Genomic DNA, 14,640 nt, shown 5'->3' on the forward strand with positions numbered 1-14,640 from the left:
CAAGCGATCAAACGACGGCCCAGTGCAGCGGGAACATCGGATCGAAGACGGTGACCGGACCGGCACCGGTCTCGATCTTCTTGGGATAAGTGACAGCCTCTGCCTGTTTCCTGAGCGTGATCGTTTCCTCGTTCACCGGCAGCCCGTACCAGGCGGGACCGTTCAGCGAGGCGAAGGTTTCGAGCTTGTCGAGCGCGCCCTCCTCCTCGAACACATGCGCCAGGCAGCTCATGGTGTTGATCGAGGTGTAGATGCCGGCGCAGCCGCAAGCGCATTCCTTCAGCGGATCGACGTGCGGTGCGGAGTCCGTGCCGAGGAAGAAGCGCTTGTCGCCGGAGACGGCAGCCGCGCGCAATGCCAGGCGGTGGTTCTCGCGCTTGGCGACCGGCAGGCAGTAATAGTGTGGCTTAATCCCACCGACGAGAAAGGCGTTGCGGTTGATGATCAGGTGATGGGTGGTGATCGAACCTGCAAGGTTCGCCTTCGACGCCTTGATGTAGTCGATGCCGTCCTTGGTAGTGACGTGCTCCATCGTCACCTTCAGTTCCGGCAGGCGCTTGCGCAAGGGATCGAGCACGGTCTCGATGAACACGGCCTCGCGGTCGAAGATGTCGACATCAGAGCTGGTGACTTCGCCATGCACGCAGAGCGGCAGGCCGATCTTTGCCATGCGCTCCAGCACCGGCATCGCCTCGTCGATGTTGCGCACGCCGCAGTGCGAGTTGGTCGTCGCACCTGCCGGGTAGAGCTTGACCGCCTTGACGAGACCGCTCTTGTGGCCGGCTTCGACGTCGTCGGGATTGGTGCCTGCGGTCAGGTAGAGCGTCATCAGCGGCTCGAACCGGTCCCCGGCCGGGATCGCCGAGACGATACGTTCGCGATAGGCGGAGGCGTCTGCGGTCGTGACGACAGGCGGCACCAGGTTGGGCATGATGATCGCGCGGGCGAAATGGCGGCTGGTATCGGCGATAACGCCCTTCAGCATGTCGCCGTCGCGCAAATGAAGGTGCCAATCATCCGGGCGGCGGATAACGAGGTCTTGCATGGTCAGCGTTCTCCTAGGTCAGAGCAGGCGCAGACGGAAAACCGCAGCCCCGGGCTCGCGCCCGATCCGCGCGCGCAGCTTTGCGAGCCGGCGGGTACGCGGGTGGCGGGCGGTTTCTCATGTGGTGGAACCGCGTCTCGATATCACCAATGCGCCCGCAAACACAATCCGCAATCCGACCATCGCTCAGAAATCCGCAAGCACCAGATCCGCCGCCCGCTGATGGTCGACCACGCGATGCGCGTTCGGGATGTCGTTACCGAGAGCCTTGCGCTTCGCCGCCTCCTCGTCATAGCCGTGATCGGACCAGCGCTGCAAAAGCCGCCGCTCCAGTTCTGCCACGCCGGGATTGATGAAGATCGAGAAATCGAAGGCGCCTTCGAGCCCGTCCCACGGCGCCTCGTCGAGCAGCAGGTAGTTGCCCTCGACCAGGATGATGCGGGTCTCGGGCGCAACGATCCTGGCAGAGGCGATCGCGATCTCGCGCGAGCGGTCGAAGACCGGAACCAGCACCTCGCCGTCATTGGCGCGCACCGCGGCGACCGTCGAAAGAAAAGCCCTGACGTCGAATGTCTCCGGCGACCCCTTCCGTGGGAGGAGACCTTTTTCCTCAAGAACGGCATTGTCCATGTGGAAGCCGTCCATCGGCAGAACCGCCGCCCTTTCGCCGCCGGCAACCAGGGTTTCGGCCAGCGCCTCGGCCAGCGTCGACTTCCCGGCACCGGGCGGCCCGGCGATGGCGACGACGAAGCGGGCGGCACCAGCCGCCCGTTTCAGGATTTCGTTTGCAATCGGCTCGACATTCATGCCGCAAGCGCCTCGCGCGGCGGCTCCTTCGCCCCGGTCATGAAGGCAACCGCATCCGACATCGTATGCTCCTTCGGATTGATGACACAGAGCCGCTTGCCGAGACGGTGAACGTGGATGCGGTCGGCCACCTCGAATACATGCGGCATGTTGTGCGAGATCAAGACGATCGGCAGGCCGCGCGAGCGCACGTCGAGGATCAGCTCCAGCACCCGCCGGCTTTCCTTGACGCCGAGTGCCGCCGTCGGCTCGTCCATGATCACCACCTTGGAGCCGAAGGCCGCGGCCCGCGCCACGGCCACGCCCTGGCGCTGGCCGCCCGAGAGCGTTTCCACCGCCTGGTTGATGTTCTGGATCGTCATCAGCCCGAGCTCGGACAGTTTCGCCCGCGCCCGCTTTTCCATTTCCGCGCGATCGAGGGTGCGGAAGAGCTTGCCCATGATGCCAGGTTTGCGGATTTCGCGGCCGAGGAACATGTTGTCGGCGATCGACAGCGCCGGCGACAGCGCCAGGTTCTGATAGACCGTTTCGATGCCGGCTGTTCGCGCTTCCATCGGCGAACGGAAGTTGATCAGTTGGCCCTCAAGCCGGATCTCGCCCTCATCCGGCGTGATGGCGCCGGAGATCGCCTTGATCATCGAGGACTTGCCGGCACCGTTGTCGCCAATCACGGCGAGGATCTCGCCGGGATAGAGATCGAAATCGGCATGATCGAGGGCGGTGACGCGACCGTAACGCTTGACCAGGCCGCGCGCGGTGAGAATGGGTTCCTGAGCCATCAGCCTGCTACCTTTCTGATCCATTGGTCGATTGCGACGGCGGTGATGATCAAGACGCCGGTGAGGAAGACTTTCCACTGCGGATCGGCGCCGAGCATGTTGAGCCCCATGGAGACGACGCCGACGATCATCGCGCCGATCAGTGTGCCGAGGATCGACCCGCGGCCGCCGAAGAGCGAGATGCCGCCGATAACAGCTGCGGTGATGGCCTGCAGATTGTAGTCGGTGACGGCTGCAGACGGCGAGATCGAGCCGTTGCGGCCGATCGAGACCCAGGCGGCAAGTGCCGCGATCAGGCCGGCAAGCGTATAGGCACTCAGAAGCACGCGGCTGGTGCGGATACCCGAGAGCTTCGCCGCCTCCGGATCGTCGCCAACGGCATAGAGGTGGCGGCCCCAGGCGGTGTGATTGAGCGCGTACCAGAGGCCGAAGACCAGCACAACCATCATCACCACGCCGAGCGTGAAGACGGCGGAGCCCACCTTGAAGCTGACGCCGAAGAGGTGGAGCATCTGGGTGACGGCCGTTACGTCGGCCTCGCGGATCGTCGCGTTGGCCGAATAGATGAAGTTCGTCGACATGATGACATACCAGGTGCCGAGCGTGACGATGAACGGCGGAAGCTTGACCCTGGAGACGAGGAAGCCGTTGAGGAAGCCGCAGGCGCCGCCGACGACGAAGCCGATGAAGATCGCGATCGGTGCCGGAAGGCCGTAGGTGACGGCGCAATTGCCCATGATCACAGCCGACAGCACCATGATGACACCGATCGAAAGATCGATGCCGGCGGTCAGGATCACCAGCGTCTGTGCGGCACCAAGAATGCCGACGATGGCGATCTGCTGAAGGATCAGGGTCAGGGTGTAGGACGAGAAGAACTTACCCCCGATGGCGATGCCGAAGATCAGGATCGCTGCAATCAGCACGATGAACGGCACGGCGGCCGGCGTCGAATGCAGGAAATGCTGGATCTTCTGGACCGCTGTCTTGTCATGCGTATCGAACGACGCGACCTGCGTCGAACTGTTGACCAGGACTTTTTCGAATTCCTGGGATGGCTGCGCGGCTGTGTTGGGCTCGCCCATGGACCTTCCTCCCGTGAACCCCACTCCCAAGGGGTTGCGATGGTGTCGTGCACAGCCCGCCCACAATGACGCGGGCAATAGCACTCTTTAAAAGCTGCGCGGTTTTCGTCGCCTTGTCAAAGACATCGGCGCTTACGCGAAGGGCGGCCGGGGCCGCCCTTCCGTTGCCTTTACATGGTGACGGTAGAAGGCGGGCAATCAGCCCCAGCACTTCTCCGTGCCGACCTTGGTATCGATCGATTCGACGCCGGCTGCCGGCTTGTCGGTGACGAGCGAGACGCCGGTATCGAAGAAGTCCTTGCCTTCCGTCGGCTTCGGCTTCTCACCGGTGTCGGCGAACTTCTTGATCGCCTCGATGCCGAGAGCCGCCATCATCAGCGGGTACTGCTGCGAGGTTGCGCCGATGACACCTTCGGCGACCGACTTGACGCCCGGGCAACCGCCGTCGACCGAAACGATCAGCACGTCCTTTTCCTTTCCGACGGCCTTCAGCGCCTGATAGGCGCCGACGGCGGCCGGCTCATTGATGGTGTGGATGACGTTGATATCCGGATCCTTCTGCAGAAGGTTCTCCATCGCCTTGCGGCCACCTTCCTCGTTGCCGTTGGTGACGTCGTGGCCGACGATGCGCGGATCGTCCTCGTCGCCGATCTTGTTCGGATCCTTCGTGTCGATGCCGAAGCCCATCATGAAGCCCTGGTCACGCAGAACGTCGACTGTCGGCTGCGACGGCGTCAGGTCGAGGAAGCCGATCTTGGCGGTCTTGGCACCATCACCCATGGTGGCGGCGGCCCATTGGCCGATCAGCTTGCCGGCGAGCAGGTTGTCGGTGGCAAAGGTCGCATCGGCGGCGGTTGCCGGATCGAGCGGCGTGTCGAGCGCGATCACGAGCAGACCGGCTTCCTGCGCCTTCTTGACCTGATCGACGATCGCCTTGGTGTCGGAGGCGGCGATCAGGATGCCATTGGCACCGTCTGCAATGCAGGATTCGACCGCAGCCACCTGGCTGTCATGGTCGCCGTCGATCTTGCCGGCATAGGACTTCAGCGTCACGCCGAGTTCCTTGGCCTTGGCAGTCGCGCCCTCTTTCATCTTGACGAAGAAGGGATTGGTGTCGGTCTTGGTAATCAGGCAGGCGCCGACATCGGCGGCTTGCGCGGGCATGGCGAAGACAACGCCAAGCGACAGCGCGCCAAAAGCAGCGGAAAGAACAGTCTTCTTCATGAAATCCTCCCAAGGATTGAAAATCGTGCCGGCGGACCGGCCCTGGCTACACCACCGCAGCATTCTCCTCCGCTGCAACTGGCGCTTCCGAGACAAAAACAAACACTAAATTTCCGGGGTGTCAATAAATAAATCAAATTGAATTATTATTTCGATGTGGCATTGTTGGGATGACAGCGCTCCACCGGAGGATTGGCGCGCCGACCAAATTGACAGAGCCGCGACAAGTGGAAACAAGAGACCTGCGCCAAGCGGGCGGCAGAACGGGATGAGGAACTATGCAGGCGGTTTGCGCCCGCATCCCGCTCACATAATCCAATGCCAACGGGAGGAGACGGTGGCATGTCACTGACAGACGGCCCCGACCGGGGACCGACGCAACCTGAAGTCATCGATCCGAGCGGCGGCGCCAACCAGACGCGCGTGCGCGCCTATAACGAACGGCTGGTCATGTCGCTGGTCCGGCGCCACGGCGGCCTCTCCAAGGCCGACATTGCCCGGCGCTCCGGCCTGTCGGCGCAGACCGTTTCGGTGATCATGCGCGCGCTCGAAAGCGACGGCCTTCTGGTCAAAGGCGATCCCGTCAGAGGCAAGGTCGGCCAGCCCTCGACGCCGATGCGGCTCAACCCAGACGCGGTCTATTCCTTTGGCGTCAAGATCGGCCGGCGCAGCGCCGATCTGGTGCTGATGGATTTCGTCGGCAACATCCGGCTGCATCTGCACCACGTGCATGCCTACCCACTGCCCGGCGACCTCGTCGATTTCATCATTTCCGGCATGGCGAAGCTCGAACAGCAGCTTGGCCCCGACCAGCGCAAGCGCATCGCCGGCATCGGCATCGCCACCCCCTTCGAGCTCTGGAACTGGGCCGAAGAAGTGGGCGCGCCGCGCGAAGAGATGAACAGGTGGCGCGACGTCGACCTGCAGGCGGCGGTCGCTGCCCGTACCACCTATCCGGTGTTTCTGCAGAACGACGGCACCAGCGCCTGCGGTGCCGAGCTCGCCTTCGGCGTCGGCGCCAGCTATCCGGATTTCGTCTATTTCTATATCGGCTCGTTCATCGGCGGCGGTGTTGTGCTGAACTCCGCACTCTTCTCCGGGCGAACAGGAACGGCTGGCGCCGTCGGTCCGCTGCCGGTCTCGGGCAAGGACGGCAAGACCATCCAGCTGCTCAAGATCGCCTCGGTCTTCGTGCTCGAAAACCTCTTGCGCGAACGCGGCATCGATCCGCGGCCGCTCTGGTACTCGGCCGACGACTGGATCGACTTCGGCGAACCGCTCGACATCTGGATCGACGACTGCGGCGCAGCCCTCGCCCAGGCCGTCGTCTCCGCCGTTTCGATCGTCGACTTCTCGGCCGTCGTCATCGACGGCGGCTTCCCGCCCTGGGTGCGGGCGCGGTTGCTTTCCGCCACGCGCAAGGCGCTCTACGACCTCGACCTTCAGGGCGTGACTATTCCCGAACTGGTGGAAGGCATGGTCGGCAGCCATGCGCGCGCCATCGGCGGCGCGAGCCTGCCGCTCTTTTCCCGCTACCTGCTCGACACCAATGTCCTCTTCAAGGAGCTCGGCTGATGCTGAAAGGCCTAAACCCGATCCTCAGTCCCGAACTGCTCGCAACGCTGCGAGCGATGGGCCACGGCGACGAGATCGCGCTGGTGGATGGCAACTACCCCGGCCAGGAACATGCGCGCCGTCTCATCCGGCTCGACGGGCACCCGCTGATCCCCGTGCTCGACGCTATCTTGAGCGTCTTGCCGATCGACGATTTTGTGCCCGAGGCGATCTTCCGGGCCACTGTCAAACAGGACAAGGACACGCTCGACCCGGTCCACCAAGAGATCGTAGCGTGCTGCGGCAAGCACGAACCGAACCGCCGCGTTGTGCCTCTGCTCGGCGCCGATTTCTATCCGCGCGTCAGGGCCGCCCACACTGTGGTCCAGACGAGCGAGCCACGGCTTTACGGCAACGTCATCCTGCGTAAGGGCGTGATTTATCCCTAAGACTTCGCACACAACGAAAAAAGCCCGCCGGCGAACCGGCGGGCCTTGCATTTCATCAAGTGAAATCCGCGCCTCAGGCGCCGCGCTTGTCGATCGACAGCGCGCCCGGGCCAAAGGCGGCGAGCACGAGGAAACCACCGGCGACCGAGATGTTCTTCATCATCATCAGGCTGTTGAAGACGCTCAGCAGGCCGTTGGCTTCCGGCGGGAAGGTCGGAATGTTGATCGCACCGCTATGGAAGACGAAGGCGGTCACGAGCGTGAAGGCCGCCAGCAGGTAGGCCGCAATCTTCGTCTGGAAACCGACGAGAACGGCAAGACCGGCAACCAGTTCGAAGGCGCCGGCGAGATAGGCAAGCAGCGTCGGCGCGGGCCAGCCGGCACCGGTGATCATTCCGGCGGTCGCCGACGGATCGGTGAGCTTGCCGAAACCGGCCGTGATAAACATGATCGAAAGCAGGATGCGTCCGACGAGGACGACAACATTCTGAGACATGGAAGACTCCTGTGAGAAACGGTTCGTTGGCAACAGAAGTATCAGTATTTTCAAAATCATCTAGCCGTTGCGCGGGCGACAGATCGTTCACAAAAATGAAACGCCGATGACGCATCGTCAACCTTCTATCGGCCACTTCTCGACGCAGGACTGCAAGACAATGCGGAACTACAACGACGACGCCTCGTTCTTTTATGTTGCAACGACGGAGCGGCTGGGCGAAGAATTTCGGCGCGGCAGGGGACGCCGCGCGGGGGAATGTCATGAACGAAATCAACAGGAGCCCGGCATTCTGGCGCTCGTTTCCGATCTTTGAAGAATTCGACAAGGACGCTATCGCCGAACTTGCCAATATCGCAACCTATCGGAAATGGCCGGCCGGCACCGTGATCTTCCAGCGCGGCGACGAAGGCAACTACATGATTGTCGTCATCTCCGGGCGCATCAAGCTGTCGCTGATCACGCCGCAGGGCCGCGAACTGATGCTGCGCCAGCACGAAGCCGGCGCGATCTTCGGCGAGATGGCGGTGCTCGACGGTCAGACCCGTTCGGCCGATGCGACCGCCACGACCGCCTCCGAGGGCTATGTAATCGGCAAGAAGGCCTTTCTCGACATCGTCACCAATCGACGGGAGGCGGCCGAAGCGGTCATCCGCTTTCTCTGCGCCCAGCTTCGCGACACGACGGAGCGGCTGGAAACCATCGCGCTTTACGACCTCAACGCCCGGGTGGCGCGCTTCTTCCTCGCGACCCTCCGGCAGATCCACGGCAACGAATTGCCGGAAAGTGCCAATCTCAGGCTGACCATGAGCCAGACGGACATCGCCGGCGTGCTCGGCGCCAGCCGACCCAAGGTCAACCGCGCCATCCAGTGGCTTGAGGAGAGCGGCGCGATCAAGCGCAACGAAGGCATCATCGCCTGCAAGGTCGGTCGCCTGCAGAGCATCGCTGACCCCGAGGAGGACTAGACCGCATGGTCGTTGAGCCGCGCCGGCGTTTGCGTTTCACGCCGCTCGCCGGCGGTTGCCTCACGAGCCTGCTTGCGGCCATAGCACTCTATCTCTACGCCGGACCGCTGTTCGAAACCCAGCGCGAGTTGTTCTTCGACAGTCTGACGCAATGGGTTCCTGCCCCCCAGTCGCCCGACCTCGTCGTCGTCGACATCGACCGGCAGGCCCACCAGTCGCGCCCTTCGGGTGAATGGGACCGGACAGCGACCGCCGAGCTTCTGTCGCGACTCGCGACCGCGGGCGCCAAGGTGATTGCAGTCGATTTCGTCTTCAGCGCCGATTGCGACCCCAGCTCCGACGGCAACCCGGCGCTTGCCGCAGCACTTTCGAAGACCGCCGTCGTTCTCGGTTTTCTCGTCGCCGATACGGTGCAGGAGCGGCCGCGTCCCGTGCCGCCGCTGGCGCTCAGCCGACCCTTCACCGCGCCCGAACTGTGGTTTCTCGACGGCGCGGAAACGTCATGCCGGGCCTTCATGGATCAGGCGAGTGCGGCGGCGGCCTCGTTTCTCGTCGGCGACGAGGATGCGCGCATACGCCGGGTTCAGGCCTATGCCATCCTCGGCAACGACGCCTATCCGACGCTGGCGATCGAAGCGGCCCGGCAGATGCGGAGCGGCGGCACGCCCATCCTCGGCGGCCAGCCGGCCTGGATGCGCATCGACGGGCAAACGATCTTGCTCGACGACACCGGAAGCCTGCGTTTCGTCGCAAGTCCCCAGGAACGGCTCAGCGAACGTACGGTTTCGGCGGCCGACGTCTTGTCCGGCAAGGCTTTGCCCGAGCGCTTCGCCGGCAAACTCGTGCTGATCGGCAGCAGCCTGCCAAGCCTCGGAGGCCTCAGACCGAGCGCCTCGATGCCGCTCGAACCCTCGGTGCAGATCCACGCCGACATCGCCAACGCGATCATGACCGGCTTCGTGCCGCAGCGCGACGGCCGATTGCCGCTTGCCGAAGCCGTGGCCGCACTTGTCGCCGGCCTCGGCATCGCCTTTGCCGCCACCCGCCTGCGGCCGCTGACATCGGCGGCGCTCGGCCTTTGCACCGTCGCCGCCGCGGTCGCTGCAGCTGCCGTCGTCTACGATGCCAGCGGCTGGCTCATCGATGCCGTCAGCGTCTCGGTCGCGCTTATTGCCGTCCTCGCGGTGACCAGCGTCCTGCAATTTGCCCAGGTGCGGCGCGCGGAAGCGACGGCCCGGCAGAAGTTTTCGCAATATCTGCCGCAGTCGGTGGTCGCCCGCTACATCGACAATCCCGGACTTGCCCGCATGGCTGGCGAGGAGCGCCAGGTGACCGCGCTCTTTACCGACATCGAGAGCTTTTCCACCCTGTCGCAGAGGCTCAAGCCGCGGGCGCTCATCGCCCTGCTCGACATCTATTTTGCCGAAGTCAACGCGCTGGTGGCCGACCATGGCGGCATGGTCGACAAGGTGGTGGGCGATGCGGTGCACGCGTTCTTCAACGCCCCGGAGGATCTGGCTGATCATGTCGACAGGGCCATCGATTGCGCCAAGGCGATCCATGCGCTGACGGAAGAGATGCGCAGGCGTCCGCAGTTCGCCTCCAACGGTTTCGGCCGGACGCGGATCGGGATCGAGACCGGACCGGCCGTCGTCGGCGAGGTCGGCGCCGGCGGCAAGCTCGACTACACGGCCCACGGCGATGCGATCAATCTGGCGGCACGCCTTCAGGAGGCAAACAAGTTTCTCGGCACGGCGATCTGCGTCGGGCCCGCTGCCGCTCAGGAAAGCAAAAGGCCGCTTCGCCCGCTTGGCAGCCACGAGATCCGCGGGTTCTCGACGATGGAACTGTTCACGGTCGCCGACTGAGGCGGCGCGCCGTCTGCACCCGCCGCTTCGGATAATGTCGGCGTCAGCTCAGCGCGTCAGGCCGACGCTGGCATAGGCCTCCTTGATGCGCGCCTCGCCCCAGTTGGCGGGCTCGCTCGGGGCGTCCCCGCGATGATGAAACTCCACCCCCTGCCCCGCAGCGACGATCTTGGTTACGCCGCCGCGCGCGACCGAAACGCTTCCATGTTCGACAAAGACGGCAAAGGCGGCCCGGCTCGGACCACAGAAGAACTTGGTGCCGCGCACGCCGATCATGCCGAAGGCCGTGCGGACGGCGACATCGACCTTCGGCAACCCCTCAGGCCGGTCGAAGACCATGCGACCCGTTCCAAGCTCGAGCGTGCCGCCCTGCCCGGCAATGAAGCTATCGACGAGCAGTTCGGTTTCGGCGCCCAGAAGCACGCGCGTATCCGTGCCCAGATTCAAGGTTGCAAAACTCTCGGCGTTCGTGTGCACGCGGTCGTTCTCGAACAGCTGACCGCCGACGGCGAGTGGCTTATCCTTTTTTGCCTGCCTCAGCCGGACATCGCCGCGGATCTCCGTTGCCTCGCCAAGGGCTGAGCCTGCCCAGGCGGGCGTAGCACCACCGCCGACCGCCGTCAGCAACAGACCGCCGACGACGACGCGCCGGCTCACCAGCATCTTGCGCATCGACGCTGCCAGATCTTCCATCGCTTATCTCCCGTATCGCTGCCGCCTTGCGAGGATAGCCCCGGCGCTCCCGGATGCAAGCGGGCGCAGGGCCGGCCCGCAGCAGTCCCTCGCCACTTCGCCCGAGCTTTCGTTGCCGGGCTGTTCCCGCCGGAACAGCCGTCTCCAACGAGCAGGGATAAGTTCACCGTCAAGAGAAGGGAGAGCTTCATGGAAAATCGCAGCGCATCCGGCACCCGCATCATCAACGCCGTATTCCTGGCTGTCGTCAGCTTGCTGGCGGTTGCTGCGATCGCACTTCCTTCAGCCCGCGCCGCCGAGCTTTCCGCAGCCGACGTCTGCGACCGCGAGGCAGGCAGCATTTTCGACCTGCAACGCAATATGGCCTTCCCGGCCGTTGCCACTGAGGACATCAAGATCGGCGTCGCGCTGTCGGCCTGCCGCGAGGCCTATAACCAGAAGAGTGGCGCCCGCACCGAGTTTCAGCTGGCCCGCGTTCTCGACAAGGCCGGCCAGAAGATCCAGTCGCAACGCATTCTCGGCGAAGCCGCCGAACATGGCCACGCGCTGGCCATGACCAACTATGCCGTTCTCGTCGGCGAAGAAGGCGATACCGCCACCGAATTCGCGCTGAACCAGAAGGCCGCCGCCGCCGGCAACATTCTCGCCGCCTACAATCTCGGCGTCTCCTATCGCGACGGCATGGGAACCTCGGTCAACGGCGAACTCGCGATCGCATGGTTCGAGCGGGCATCCCTCGCCGGCGACGACGTCGCCGCCTTCAATCTCGCGGTCATCCTGGACGAAGGAAAGCTGGTCGCTGAGGACAACGCGAAGGCCGCCAAGTTCTACCGGCTGGCCGCCGACAGGGGCAATGTCGATGCCATGGTCAATCTCGGCCTGATGCTCGAGAACGGCGAAGGCATCAACAAGGACATCCCTGCGGCACGGGAAATCTTCCGCAAGGCCGCCAATGAAGGCGATGCGTTTGCCGGCCAGAAGCTCGCCGCACTCAGCGTAAGCGATGGGTTTGAGACAGCCATGCTCCCCAAGGCAAGCCGCATCAAGTAATCGAACACGCCTCCCAAGGGCCACGCGGGTCGGAGATCCCATGATCTTCGGCCCGCGTTTTCGTTTAGAACACCCCCTAAGAACGCGACCGACTAGCGGATTTCGCCTGCCTGCGGCCCCCAGGTATCGGTGAGCGCGAAGCCATCGGCCAACGGATCGAACGGGTCGAGCGCCACCTGGTGCAGACCGAAGGTCCAGCCGCGACCGGCAATGGTCGGGATGATCGCCTCGCGACCGGCAACAGTCGTGACCCCTTCGAGGCCCACTTCGAATTCCGAACCGATGATCGAGCGGGACTTCAGGACGTCACCGACCTTGACCTTGCCGCGCGCATGCAGCGTCGCAAGGTTGGCGGAGCTGCCCGTGCCGCAAGGCGAGCGGTCGACGCGGCCCGGCCACATCGTGGTGCAGGTGCGGATCGTGCCGTCAGCCTCGACATCGCGGAACATCACATAGGCGACGCCCTTGATCTCCGGGATTTCCGGATGAACGACGGGGATGGTGCGGTTGACGATGTCCTTCAGGATCATGCCGGCTTCGACGATCTCGCGGGCGTTCGCCTTGTCGATCGTGGTACCGATCTGGCCGACATCGACCAGGGCGTAGAAGATGCCGCCGTAGCAGAGATCGAGCTTGATCTTGCCCCACTTCGGCGTCTCGACCTCGACGTCGAGCTCATGCACGAAGGACGGCACCATCGTCAGCTTCACCTTTTCGCAGCGGCCGTCGCGGCAGGTGGCGGTCGCCTTGACGAGGCCGGAGGCAGTGTCGAGCATGACGACGGTCTCGGGTTCCTTCATCTCTATGATGCCGGATTCCAAGAGCGCGGTCGTGACGCAGATCGAGTTCGAGCCGGACATGGCATGGGCCTGGTCGGCCTGCAGGATGATGAAGCCGGCATCGGCTTCCGGCCGCTTCGGCGGCACCAGAAGGTTGACCGACCCGATCGAGCCGGAGCGCGGCTCCAGGCACAGGAACCGGCGCAGGCTGTCATCGACCGTGTTGATGTGGTTGAGCTGCTCGGCGATCGAGTTGCCCGGGATCTTCGGCACGCCGCCGATCGCGACCTTGCCGATTTCACCCTCGCAATGAACGTCCAGCAACTGGATCGTGCGCTTCCACCGCATGCCGTTTCTCCAACGCGTTTGCCATAGCCTTAGCGGCGACCATGGCTGATATATCAGATGCGCCTGCATTACCGCTTTCCGCGCGCGCCCGCAAGAAAAACCGCGGGCCGCAGTTCGTCTGTCGAGCCCAAAGATGCGGCTTGACGCACGCCCGTCGGCGCGACAGCTTGGGCCAATCGGACGCAACCCTCTGGAACTCCATGACAAAGCTGATCATCTTCACCGACCTGCATATGGTGCCCGAGGGTACGACAATCATCGGCCTTGACCCCCATCAGCGGCTGGCCAACGGCATCGCGCATGTCAACCGCTACCATGCGGACGCAGACCGGGTGGTCTTCATGGGCGACCTCACCCACTACGCGGACCGCGCGTCCTACGAGCGCCTGAAGCGGCTCATCGATCAGCTTACGCCGCCGGTCGCCATCACCATCGGCAATCATGACCGGCGCGAGGTGTTCCGCGACGTCTTTGCCGATGCCGAGACCGACGAGAACGGCTTCGTGCAGCAGGCGATCGATTTTGCCGACTGCCGCGTCCTCCTGCTCGATACGCTGTTTGCCCCGCCCTATGATTATCCGACCAGCCATGCCGGCGTACTTTGCGCCAAGCGGCTCGCCTGGCTCGACCGGCAATTGGCCGATGCCGGCGACCGGCCGGTGCTCATCTTCATGCATCACCCGCCGCACAGGACCGGCTTTAGCGGCATGGACATGATCCGGCTCGCCAACGAGGCGGAGTTTTATGATCTCGTCAAACGGCACGGCAATGTCCGGCACATCTTCGCCGGCCATGTGCACCGCACGATCAGTGGTTCTTCCCGCGGCATTCCCTTCTCGGTCTTCAAGAGCCCGGTGCACCAGCAGCCGATGCCCTTCGACGCACCGGACGCGTCGCTGTCGGTCGACGAGCCGGCGGCCTATGGCATCGCTGTCGTGACCGCCGATGGCGTGCTGGTGCATACGGAGGACTACGAGATCGCTCGCCGGGATGCCGCCATCGCGTAAGGCCATTTCGAACGCACGGCCTTCATGCTAGTTTGACGGCATGACCGAACCCGTATCCCTCGACGAAAGCTTCGATTGCCAGAGCTGCGGCGCCTGCTGCGCCTATTCGGCCGACTGGCCGCGTTTCTCGCTGGAGACGGACGAGGAGCTCGACCTGATCCCGGCGGAGTATGTGTCCGCCGATCTCGGTGGCATGCGTTGCGAGGACGATCGCTGCTTGGCGCTCAACGGCAAGCTCGGCGACCATGTCGGCTGCAAGATCTACGCGATCCGACCGATCGTCTGTCGCACCTGCATGCCGGGCGATGACGAGTGCCTGATGGCCCGCGAGAAGCATTTCGGCAAGGCTGCATAACACCGGATCATCCGGCGATATTGCGAACATTCCGCATCCTCTGCGGCGCCGTGCGCGTGGGACGGTGAAACATTCCGCCAAAGATCAAATTTGCCGGATGGATGTACGGCGAAAGGAAGCGTATTTTCCGCCC

Annotated in this window: 16 protein-coding genes and 1 pseudogene; 9 read left to right on the forward strand and 8 right to left on the reverse strand. The window is 63.7% G+C overall.

Features of this window, described 5'->3' with window-relative positions; translation table 11 throughout:
* Positions 1-7 precede the first annotated feature (7 nt).
* The 5 genes from pyrC to BLU15_RS09195 form a co-directional block, all read right to left on the reverse strand.
* A complete protein-coding gene (pyrC, locus tag BLU15_RS09175) occupies positions 8-1,045 on the reverse strand; it encodes a dihydroorotase (RefSeq protein WP_090295048.1) in 1,038 nt (345 codons plus the stop codon).
* Between the two features lie 186 nt (positions 1,046-1,231).
* Positions 1,232-1,852, reverse strand: a complete 621-nt coding sequence (locus tag BLU15_RS09180) for a nucleoside triphosphate hydrolase (protein WP_090295050.1) — start codon at positions 1,850-1,852, stop codon at positions 1,232-1,234.
* Positions 1,849-2,631 carry an ATP-binding cassette domain-containing protein gene (locus BLU15_RS09185; RefSeq protein WP_034797240.1) on the reverse strand — a complete coding sequence of 261 codons (783 nt, stop codon included), beginning with the start codon at positions 2,629-2,631 and terminating at the stop codon, positions 1,849-1,851. Before BLU15_RS09185 ends, BLU15_RS09180 begins: the two co-directional genes overlap by 4 nt.
* Complete coding sequence (locus BLU15_RS09190) at positions 2,631-3,716, reverse strand: ABC transporter permease (protein WP_034797242.1); 1,086 nt, start codon at positions 3,714-3,716, stop codon at positions 2,631-2,633. Before BLU15_RS09190 ends, BLU15_RS09185 begins: the two co-directional genes overlap by 1 nt.
* A 198-nt stretch (positions 3,717-3,914) precedes the next feature.
* Positions 3,915-4,940 (reverse strand): sugar ABC transporter substrate-binding protein, encoded by a 1,026-nt coding sequence (locus BLU15_RS09195; RefSeq protein ID WP_090295052.1) that lies wholly within the window; start codon positions 4,938-4,940, stop codon positions 3,915-3,917.
* A gap of 342 nt (positions 4,941-5,282) precedes the next feature.
* On the opposite strand from BLU15_RS09195, the gene BLU15_RS09200 reads away from it, so the two are divergent.
* On the forward strand, positions 5,283-6,515 hold the full coding sequence (locus BLU15_RS09200; RefSeq protein WP_034797247.1) for an ROK family transcriptional regulator: 1,233 nt from the start codon (positions 5,283-5,285) through the stop codon (positions 6,513-6,515).
* The gene (locus BLU15_RS09205) at positions 6,515-6,943 is read left to right on the forward strand and encodes an RbsD/FucU family protein (protein ID WP_060519841.1); all 429 of its coding nucleotides are present in this window, start codon (positions 6,515-6,517) and stop codon (positions 6,941-6,943) included. Before BLU15_RS09200 ends, BLU15_RS09205 begins: the two co-directional genes overlap by 1 nt.
* 73 nt (positions 6,944-7,016) lie before the next feature.
* Here the strand turns inward: BLU15_RS09205 and BLU15_RS09210 are convergent, their stop codons facing one another.
* Positions 7,017-7,439, reverse strand: a complete 423-nt coding sequence (locus BLU15_RS09210) for a DoxX family protein (RefSeq protein WP_034797251.1) — start codon at positions 7,437-7,439, stop codon at positions 7,017-7,019.
* Between the two features lie 106 nt (positions 7,440-7,545).
* On the opposite strand from BLU15_RS09210, the gene BLU15_RS38910 reads away from it, so the two are divergent.
* From BLU15_RS38910 to BLU15_RS09220, 3 genes are read left to right on the forward strand one after another with little or no spacing between them, the layout of a single operon-like run.
* Complete coding sequence (locus BLU15_RS38910; RefSeq protein ID WP_143034208.1) at positions 7,546-7,755, forward strand: hypothetical protein; 210 nt, start codon at positions 7,546-7,548, stop codon at positions 7,753-7,755.
* Positions 7,703-8,407 (forward strand): Crp/Fnr family transcriptional regulator, encoded by a 705-nt coding sequence (locus tag BLU15_RS09215; RefSeq protein WP_034797255.1) that lies wholly within the window; start codon positions 7,703-7,705, stop codon positions 8,405-8,407. Before BLU15_RS38910 ends, BLU15_RS09215 begins: the two co-directional genes overlap by 53 nt.
* A gap of 5 nt (positions 8,408-8,412) precedes the next feature.
* The gene (locus BLU15_RS09220) at positions 8,413-10,275 is read left to right on the forward strand and encodes a CHASE2 domain-containing protein (protein ID WP_090295054.1); all 1,863 of its coding nucleotides are present in this window, start codon (positions 8,413-8,415) and stop codon (positions 10,273-10,275) included.
* Between the two features lie 48 nt (positions 10,276-10,323).
* On the opposite strand, the gene BLU15_RS09225 is transcribed toward BLU15_RS09220, so the two are convergent.
* A complete protein-coding gene (locus tag BLU15_RS09225) occupies positions 10,324-10,947 on the reverse strand; it encodes a FecR family protein (RefSeq protein WP_089043361.1) in 624 nt (207 codons plus the stop codon).
* Between the two features lie 210 nt (positions 10,948-11,157).
* Between BLU15_RS09225 and BLU15_RS40830 the strand changes: the two are divergent.
* Both BLU15_RS40830 and BLU15_RS40835 read left to right on the forward strand, forming a co-directional pair.
* A pseudogene (locus BLU15_RS40830) lies at positions 11,158-11,703 on the forward strand (sel1 repeat family protein); the annotation flags it as partial.
* On the forward strand, positions 11,680-12,018 hold the full coding sequence (locus tag BLU15_RS40835) for a tetratricopeptide repeat protein (RefSeq protein WP_309139233.1): 339 nt from the start codon (positions 11,680-11,682) through the stop codon (positions 12,016-12,018). The pseudogene BLU15_RS40830 and the gene BLU15_RS40835, both read left to right, overlap by 24 nt.
* A 92-nt stretch (positions 12,019-12,110) precedes the next feature.
* On the opposite strand, the gene BLU15_RS09235 is transcribed toward BLU15_RS40835, so the two are convergent.
* Positions 12,111-13,145 (reverse strand): proline racemase family protein, encoded by a 1,035-nt coding sequence (locus tag BLU15_RS09235; protein WP_060581832.1) that lies wholly within the window; start codon positions 13,143-13,145, stop codon positions 12,111-12,113.
* Between the two features lie 200 nt (positions 13,146-13,345).
* On the opposite strand from BLU15_RS09235, the gene BLU15_RS09240 reads away from it, so the two are divergent.
* Together BLU15_RS09240 and BLU15_RS09245 are read left to right on the forward strand one after the other, a co-directional pair.
* Positions 13,346-14,152, forward strand: a complete 807-nt coding sequence (locus tag BLU15_RS09240; RefSeq protein WP_034797261.1) for a 2', 3'cyclic nucleotide phosphodiesterase SpdA — start codon at positions 13,346-13,348, stop codon at positions 14,150-14,152.
* A 40-nt stretch (positions 14,153-14,192) separates the two neighbouring features.
* Positions 14,193-14,507: a YkgJ family cysteine cluster protein gene (locus BLU15_RS09245; RefSeq protein ID WP_034797263.1), complete on the forward strand. Its 315-nt coding sequence runs from the start codon at positions 14,193-14,195 to the stop codon at positions 14,505-14,507.
* Positions 14,508-14,640 lie beyond the last annotated feature (133 nt).

Origin of the sequence: Ensifer sp. YR511, assembly GCF_900103045.1 — a bacterium.
GTDB lineage: Bacteria > Pseudomonadota > Alphaproteobacteria > Rhizobiales > Rhizobiaceae > Ensifer > Ensifer adhaerens.